Source organism: Amycolatopsis keratiniphila subsp. keratiniphila (assembly GCF_001620365.2).
Taxonomy (GTDB): Bacteria; Actinomycetota; Actinomycetes; order Mycobacteriales; family Pseudonocardiaceae; genus Amycolatopsis; species Amycolatopsis keratiniphila.
Window position 1 is genome coordinate 186,717 of the sequence record NZ_LQMT02000018.1, and the last position, 7,004, is coordinate 193,720.

The 7,004-nt window shown below is 69.0% G+C and carries 9 protein-coding genes and 1 pseudogene; 4 read left to right on the top strand and 6 right to left on the bottom strand.

The window, feature by feature from the left end; translation table 11 throughout:
* The first annotated feature begins 44 nt into the window (after positions 1-44).
* Positions 45-491 carry a redox-sensitive transcriptional activator SoxR gene (gene soxR, locus AVR91_RS18005; protein WP_016337418.1) on the top strand — a complete coding sequence of 149 codons (447 nt, stop codon included), beginning with the start codon at positions 45-47 and terminating at the stop codon, positions 489-491.
* Here the strand turns inward: soxR and AVR91_RS18010 are convergent.
* The 3 genes from AVR91_RS18010 to AVR91_RS18020 form a co-directional block, all read right to left on the bottom strand.
* Complete coding sequence (locus AVR91_RS18010) at positions 481-1,701, bottom strand: RNA polymerase sigma factor (RefSeq protein ID WP_063277418.1); 1,221 nt, start codon at positions 1,699-1,701, stop codon at positions 481-483. The two genes, soxR and AVR91_RS18010, sit on opposite strands and share 11 nt — an antisense overlap.
* Positions 1,689-2,057 (bottom strand): YciI family protein, encoded by a 369-nt coding sequence (locus tag AVR91_RS18015; protein ID WP_063277450.1) that lies wholly within the window; start codon positions 2,055-2,057, stop codon positions 1,689-1,691. The genes AVR91_RS18010 and AVR91_RS18015 overlap by 13 nt, the downstream gene beginning before the upstream one ends.
* Positions 2,058-2,169: 112 nt before the next feature.
* A complete protein-coding gene (locus AVR91_RS18020; RefSeq protein WP_063277449.1) occupies positions 2,170-3,693 on the bottom strand; it encodes a trypsin-like serine protease in 1,524 nt (507 codons plus the stop codon).
* A 166-nt stretch (positions 3,694-3,859) separates the two neighbouring features.
* On the opposite strand from AVR91_RS18020, the gene AVR91_RS18025 reads away from it, so the two are divergent.
* A complete protein-coding gene (locus AVR91_RS18025; protein ID WP_063277417.1) occupies positions 3,860-4,627 on the top strand; it encodes an SDR family oxidoreductase in 768 nt (255 codons plus the stop codon).
* Here the strand turns inward: AVR91_RS18025 and AVR91_RS18030 are convergent, their stop codons facing one another.
* The gene (locus tag AVR91_RS18030; protein WP_063277416.1) at positions 4,628-5,164 is read right to left on the bottom strand and encodes a TetR/AcrR family transcriptional regulator; all 537 of its coding nucleotides are present in this window, start codon (positions 5,162-5,164) and stop codon (positions 4,628-4,630) included.
* 81 nt (positions 5,165-5,245) lie between these two features.
* Between AVR91_RS18030 and AVR91_RS18035 the strand changes: the two genes are divergently transcribed.
* Both AVR91_RS18035 and AVR91_RS43175 read left to right on the top strand, forming a co-directional pair.
* Positions 5,246-5,740: a DoxX family protein gene (locus tag AVR91_RS18035; protein WP_063277415.1), complete on the top strand. Its 495-nt coding sequence runs from the start codon at positions 5,246-5,248 to the stop codon at positions 5,738-5,740.
* A 51-nt stretch (positions 5,741-5,791) separates the two neighbouring features.
* Positions 5,792-5,947 (top strand): hypothetical protein, encoded by a 156-nt coding sequence (locus AVR91_RS43175; protein ID WP_158077407.1) that lies wholly within the window; start codon positions 5,792-5,794, stop codon positions 5,945-5,947.
* Between the two features lie 2 nt (positions 5,948-5,949).
* On the opposite strand, the gene AVR91_RS18040 is transcribed toward AVR91_RS43175, so the two are convergent.
* Together AVR91_RS18040 and AVR91_RS43530 are read right to left on the bottom strand one after the other, a co-directional pair.
* A complete protein-coding gene (locus AVR91_RS18040; RefSeq protein WP_063277414.1) occupies positions 5,950-6,657 on the bottom strand; it encodes a hypothetical protein in 708 nt (235 codons plus the stop codon).
* A gap of 116 nt (positions 6,658-6,773) precedes the next feature.
* Positions 6,774-7,004, bottom strand: a pseudogene (locus AVR91_RS43530) (HNH endonuclease); the annotation flags it as partial.

Here is a 7,004-nt window from a genome sequence, read left to right on the forward strand (position 1 = left end):
CATCGAACTTAAACAAGGGTTCAAGTCAAGCTAGGATCACGGGCATGTCCGAGCTCCCAGCCGAACTCACCATCGGGGAGCTGTCGCGGCGCAGCGGTGTCGCCACCTCCGCCTTGCGGTTCTACGAACGCCAGGGCCTCATCAGCAGCAGGCGGACCAGCGGAAACCAGCGTCGGTATCCCCGGAGCACGCTTCGCCTCGTCGCGTTCATCCGCGCGTCGCATCATCTCGGCATCCCGCTCGAGGTGATCGGCGGCGTACTCGACTTCCTGCCCGAGGGCGCCGCGCCGGATCACGCGTTCTGGCGACGGGCTTCGGCCTGCTGGAGCGCCGAGCTGAACAAGCGCATCGAGCAGCTGGAGTGCATGCGGGACCGGTTCACCGAATGCATCGGCTGCGGCTGCCTGTCCTTCGATCAGTGCGTGCTGGTGAACCCCGGCGACTTCCTCGCCGCGAAGGGACCCGGCCCGGCGCGGCTGATCAACGACTGAGCACGGCCAGTTTTCGTTCCAGCAACCGTCGTTCGGCGCTGTTGCCCGCCTGCCGGATCGCCTCTTCGTACTCCTCGGCGGCTTCCGTCGTACGGCCCGCGCGATGCAGCAGGTCGGCGCGGATGGCGTGGTAGAGGTGGTATCCCTCCAGGTCGAGGGCGTCGATCACGTCGAGCGCCTTCGCCGGGCCGCGTATCTCGGCGACCGCGACGGCCCGGTTGAGCGCCACGACCGGCGTCGGATTCATCGCGAGCAGCAGGTCGTACAGCTCGACGACCTGCGACCAGTCGGTGCTCGCCGTGTCGGCGGCGTCGCTGTGGACGGCGTTGATCGCCGCCTGGATCTGATACGGCCCCGGCTGGTTCCGGCGCAGGCAGGCGCGGACCAGCTCCTGTCCTTCGGCGATGAGCGCCCGGTCCCAAAGCGATCGGTCCTGCTCCGCCAGCAGCACGACGTCGCCGTCTTCACCGGTGCGGGCGGCACGGCGCGATTCGGTGAGCAGCATCAGCGCCAGCAGCCCGGTGGCCTCCGGTTCGTCGGGCATGAGGCCGGCCAGCAGCCTGCCGAGCTGGATCGCCTCGGCGCACAGGTCCTCCCGCACCAGCCGCTCACCCGAGCTGGCCGTGTATCCCTCGTTGAACACGAGGTAGATCACGGCGAGCACCGAACGCAGCCGGTCCGGCAGGTCGGCGTCGCCGGGGACGCGATACGGGATCTTCGCGTCGCGGATCTTGCCCTTCGCGCGCACCAGCCGCTGGGCCATCGTCGTCTCGGGGACGAAGAACGCGTGCGCGATTTCGGCGGTGGTCAAGCCGCCCAGCAGTTTCAGCGTCAGCGCGACCTGCGCGGGGACGGCCAGCGCGGGGTGACAGCAGGTGAAGATCAGGCGTAGGCGATCGTCGCGCACCGGGCCCTCCTCCACTGGTTCGCTGTCCGCGTTGAGCAGCGCGGCCTGGGCGTGCTTGTCGTCGCGCGCGGCTTCCCGGCGCAGGCGGTCGACGGCCTTGTTGCGGGCGGTCGTGATGATCCAGCCCGCCGGGCTCGGCGGTGGACCGCTGGACGGCCAACGGTCCACCGCCTCGGCGAAGGCGTCCTGGACCGCGTCTTCGGCGATGTCGATGCTGCCGAAGACGCGGACCAGCACGGATACCGCGCGGCCGTACTCCTGTGCGAAGACCCGGCCGATGTCTTCGGAGGTCAGGGCACGCACGAAGGGTCTTCCACACCCTGGAACGGCCGGACCTCGACCGGGAGATAGGTGATCTCGGCGATCCGGCGGCCCCAGTCGAGCGCGGCGTCCAGATCCGGCACCTCGACGATGGTGAAACCGCCGAGATGTTCCTTCCCTTCGAGGTACGGGCCGTCGAGCGTCGCGATCTGACCGTTCTCCGAGGCCCGCAGCACGGTCGCGGTGGTCGGCGGGTGCAGGCCCGCGGCGAACACCCACACCCCCGCGGTCTTCATCTCGTCGTTGAGCGCCTGGATCTTGCGCGTCACCGGCTCGAGGAACTCCGGCGGCGGAAGGGGGCCGTCGGGGTGGTAGAGGCTGATCAGGTACTGGGTCATGGCGTCCTCCTCGTTCGTGCGGACTTTCACTCCCTATACGAAGGGCGACCCGCCGATTCGACAGCGACGGCGATCTTTCCGGGTTTTTTCTTTCCGCGCATTTCGTCGCAGGTCAGGCGGGCAGACGGCAGCCGGGGCGGGACAGGTCGAGCCGTGCGCCCTTGGTCAGGCAGGCCGAGATCCGATGGACCTGCTGGCCGTAGCCGCGGCCCTGCACCACGGTCACGGTGCCGTCCCGGCCGACCTCGCACGGGTTGCCCTCGGTGCATCGCCCACCGTCCCGGTTGTGGGTGTTGTTGACGCCCATCACGGTATTCCCGTCGAGGGACAAAAGCGCCGAGCCGGAGGCGCCGGGCCTGCTCACACAGGTGTCGCTCTGGGCGTAACGGACCGCGTCGTCCTGCTGGTATCCCGCCTCGCGCAGGTGCGGCACCACCGCCTCGATCGTGCACTGCGGGCGGCCGCTGGAGTAGGACATGAGCAGCCGGTCTCCGGCGCGCATCGGGGTGGTGGTCAGCCGGAAGACCTTCGCGCCTTCCCTGGCCAGCTGTGCGTACGTCTTGTTCAGCCGGTACAGCGCGATGTCGGTGCCGGTCATCGTCGCGTACACCAATCGGGTGGCATTGGCGCTGCTCTTCGGATAGCCGTCCCGGCCGGCGATGGTGACCGGGCGGGGCAGGTCGGCGGGCCGGTCGACCAGGGCCTTCCCCGGTGCGGGCCGTCCGCTCGGCACGCAATGGCCGTTGGTCAGCACCAGTGCCGAATCGTGGGGACGCGCGGAGGCCGGGCGCACCACCGCGCCCACGCAGTCGCCCACCGCGGCGGTGCCCTCCACGTTCGGGCCGGGGTCGTCCGGCGGGACGTCGGTGCCGGTCACGATGCCGTCGATCCAGGCCGAGTTCTTCGCGACGTCGGTGTACATGTCGGGGAAGTCGGAGCCGCGGATACCCGGTCCGATGACCGTCCCCGCCAGCGCCCAGCCATCACCCGAACGGATCAGGGCGGGGCCGCCGGAATCCGTCATCCCCGGCCCGACCGGCGGATCGGTGCGGCCGACGCACAACGGCAGGGTGTGCCCGTCGTCGTCCCAGCAGCGGTCGAGCGGCACGACCTCGGTGTCCGCTTCACGCAGCTTGCTCGGGTAGCACTTCGGGTCGGCGAAGTCGCCGCAGCCGGTCGAAGCCGCGCCCCAGCCGAGGATGCGCACGGGCGTTCCGACGGCAGGGGAGCTCGCGGCGAGCCGGATCGGCTTGGCCCGCACCGGTTCGCGCAGGTGCAGCAGCGCGATGTCCTCGCCGGGCGGGTTGTAGGAGAGGTGGCGCCGGTAGAACTTGTCGACTTCGGTGACCTCGCCCCCGGAGGTGGTGTCCAGCGAGCCGACGCGGACCTTCCAGCCGCGGGGGACGCCCGCCGTCGCGCCGTTCGGGGTGTTGGCGCAGTGGCCGGCGGTCACCGCCCACTGCGGGGCGATGAGCACCGCCCCGCACCGATGACCGTCCGGGCGGGGAGCCTCGTATTGGAGCGAGACCATGAAGTCGTAGGGCGTGGTGGACTCGGTGCCGCCGATGACGGCCGCCGCGGGGGCGGCGGTCGCCGTCATCAGGGTCAGCGCGAGCGCGAGGGATCGGATTCGCATGCGGATCACGGTGGCCGGTCCGTGTCCGCGGAACTCGATGAGCACGTAACAGTTCCGTGCGCGGCCTGACTGGTACTGCCGGACCCAGGCTGGACAGACCGTGTCATCTCCGCGCGTGGCCCGGTTTTCTGGACTCATCACCCGAGTCCACTTAGGAGGAACAGAGATGACGAATTCCCCGGCACCGCACGCGAACAGGGTCGCCGTCGTCACCGGAGCGTCCAGCGGGATCGGCGAAGCGGCCGCTCGGCGGCTCGCCGCCTCCGGTGCGGCGGTCGCGCTCGTCGCCCGCCGGGCCGACCGGCTGGAAACACTGGCCAAGGAGATCGAACGGGACGGCGGCACCGCGCTCGTGCTCGCGGCCGACGTCGCCGACGCCGAGGCGATGCGGGCCGCCGCGGCCGAGGTCGAAGCGAAACTGGGCCGCGCGGACCTGCTGTTCAACAACGCCGGCGTGATGCTGGCCGCGCCGATCGACGAACTCGCCACCGGCGATTGGCAGCGCATGATCGACGTCAATATGACGGGTCTGATGAACGCCATCGGCGCCTTCGTCCCGCATCTGGTCGCTTCGGCGGCCGAAAAGGGCGTCGCGGACCTGGTGAACACCTCGTCCATCGGCGCGCAGGCCGTCTTCCCGTCCTTCGCCGTGTACGTCGCTTCGAAGGCATACGTGACGCACCTGTCGAAGAACCTTCGCGCCGACCTCGGCCCGAAGGGCGTGCGGGTCGCCGCTATCGAGCCGGGTCTGGTCGAGACCGAACTGCAGGGGCACGTCACCGACGCGGGCGCGCTGGAGTGGCTGGACGGCGTGCGCGAGACGCTCACCTGGCTGAAGCCGGAGGACGTCGCCGAGACCGTGGCTTTCCTGACCTCGCTCCCGGCGCGGGTGAACCTCCAGCAGGTCACCGTGATGCCCACCGCGCAGGTTTGATCAGGGGAACAGGATCCGGGCGATCGCGCGGGCGGCGGTGTCCGGATCCTCCTGGAGCTCGGCGCGCAGCGCGCCGGTGAGCCACAGGTTCGCGAACCCGTGCATCAACGACCACGCGGCGACCCCCGCCATCGCGTCGTCGCTGACCGACGACGCGCCGCTGGTCAGCAGGGTCCCCGCGCGGTCACGGGCCGCGGTCAGCGCCTCGTCGTCCTCGCGGTGGAGCTCGGGGCGGAACATCACCTCGAAATGCGCACGATGCTCGATCGCGAAACGCACGTACGCCACCCCGACCTCGACAAAGCCCCGCTCGCCCTCGGCCGCGAGCGCGTCCGCGAGCAGGTCGAACCCCTCGGCGGCCAGCGCGGTGAGCACCCCGGCCTTGTCGCCGAAATGGTGCACCGGCCCGGCGTGCGAGACCCCCGCGCGCCGGGCGAGGTCGCGGAGGCTGATTCCGGCCGGGCCGTGTTCGGTGATGGCCGCGACGGCGGCGTCGAGCACGGCCCGGCGGAGGTCGCCGTGGTGGTAGGGACTCATGACGATGAATCTAGTCATTGACAAGATGGCCTGCAACAGCGCATCTTGTCAGTGGAAAGATTCGCTGCTCTTTGGGAGGACATGGTCATGGATCCCGGTCTCGTACCCGTACTGATGCTGATCGCCGTCACGGCGACGTTGTCCCTGCTGGGCGTCTTCGGCGTCCGGCGCTTCAAGCCCTGGCCGGTGGCCGTGCGCGGTGGTGTCGCGGCGCTGTTCGTCACCACCGGTCTCGCGCACTTCATCGGCATGCGCGAGGAACTCGTCGCGATGGTGCCGCCCGCGCTGCCCGCGCCGGGGCTGCTGGTCACCGTCACCGGTGTCCTCGAACTCGCGGGCGCCGCGGGAGTGCTGTGGTCGCGCACCGCGCCGTGGGCGTCCGCCGGGCTGACGCTGTTGCTGCTGGGGATGTTCCCGGCGAACGTGTACAAGGCCCTGCACGGTCCGGTGACCTCGACGATGGACGAATTGGTGCCGCGGAGCCTGATGCAGGTGGTCTTCCTGGCCGCGACGGTGTCGCTGGTGGTGTTTTACGCGCGTACGCCGGACAGACCCTTTTCCCAAAGGAGACCTTAAGTCTTTCCCAAGTTCGGGCTCATTCCCCGGGAACCGCCCTACCCTCTGAGAATGAAGATCTCATTGTGGATCGGATTCTGTGGGCTGTGCATCCTCGCCGGGCACATGCTTCTCGGTGCTGTCGGTGTCGTACTGCTGATGAGCTGCCTCCCGGCGGGGCACGAACACGAATCCGGTGACAGGAAAGCGTCCGCACGGCTGGCTTGAGCTCAGCCCAGCGCGCTGGCGAAGGCGAGGCCGCCCAAAACGGGAACGGCGATCGCCGCGAACAACACCGTCCGGCGGCTCGGTTTGGGACTTTCCAGTAATGCGCGGACACCGGCCGGAACCAACGCGAGACAAAGTCCGGCGGTACCGATGATCGACACGATTTCGGTGCCCTTCAAAACACCCAGCGGCAGCAGTCCCATCGTCGCCATCCCGATCGACCCGGCGATGCCGAGTACTTTCGCCCGGTAAGCGGCGAACGCGAGCACGTACCAGCCGAACATGATCGTGAACGACAGAAAACTGAACAGATGCAGATCCTGGTACGACTCGCTGACCACACTCTCGGCGAATCCGGCTCCGCGTCGTTCGGCAAGGCTGAGGGCGGCCTGGTCGATCCCGGCGTGAAAGGCCCGCTCGAAGAGTCCGAAAAGGACGAACAAGCCGCCCCAGGCGGCCAACGCCGGCCTGGTACGGCCGATCTTCGTGGCGAGCGCGACGATCGCGGGCCACAACACGACGTTGCCCGCCAGGAAACACGTGTACGCGGCCGTCATCAGCGCGGGATGCTCGCTCATCGCTTTCAGCTGGTCGGGGAAGAAGAAGTTGAAGCGTGATCGCAACAGCGTCCCGGTGAGCAGCAGGACCGGGCCGAGGATCATCGAGACCGCGGCTGTGCGGCGGCCGGGGAAGACATGGTCGGTTTCCATGCCTGTGAGCGTGCCGGTCGCGGTGGGTGTGCGGATCGGGTCAGGGGTCGATTTGCGGGGTCCGACCGTGGGTGGAGTCTTCGAGCGGTGGGCTGTGGCCGTTTTCCGGCGACGGCTCAGAACGGTGGTGGTTCGTCGGCTGCCGGGCGGGGTTCGTGAAGCGGCGGAGGCGTGCTGTCGTGGCGCTGTCCGGTGGGAGTGGTGATCGTGAGGGTGCCGTCAGAGGCTAGGTGGTAGGTCCAGCCGGGTTCGTCTTTCAGCCGGTGGTCCCGGCGGCAGAGGTCGATGAGGTCGGTGTCGGCGGTGTGCCCGCCGTGCTGCCACGGCACGGCCCTGTCATGATTTCC

Bases quoted from the DNA above. Each gene is read 5' to 3' on its own strand.
- soxR (WP_016337418.1), top strand. From the start codon at position 45: ATGTCCGAGCTCCCAGCCGAACTCACCATCGGGGAGCTGTCGCGGCGC.
- AVR91_RS18015 (WP_063277450.1), bottom strand. From the start codon at position 2,057: ATGACCCAGTACCTGATCAGCCTCTACCACCCCGACGGCCCCCTTCCG.
- AVR91_RS18020 (WP_063277449.1), bottom strand. From the start codon at position 3,693: ATGCGAATCCGATCCCTCGCGCTCGCGCTGACCCTGATGACGGCGACC.
- AVR91_RS18025 (WP_063277417.1), top strand. From the start codon at position 3,860: ATGACGAATTCCCCGGCACCGCACGCGAACAGGGTCGCCGTCGTCACC.
- AVR91_RS18030 (WP_063277416.1), bottom strand. From the start codon at position 5,164: ATGAGTCCCTACCACCACGGCGACCTCCGCCGGGCCGTGCTCGACGCC.
- AVR91_RS18035 (WP_063277415.1), top strand. From the start codon at position 5,246: ATGGTCATGGATCCCGGTCTCGTACCCGTACTGATGCTGATCGCCGTC.
- AVR91_RS43175 (WP_158077407.1), top strand. From the start codon at position 5,792: ATGAAGATCTCATTGTGGATCGGATTCTGTGGGCTGTGCATCCTCGCC.
- AVR91_RS18040 (WP_063277414.1), bottom strand. From the start codon at position 6,657: ATGGAAACCGACCATGTCTTCCCCGGCCGCCGCACAGCCGCGGTCTCG.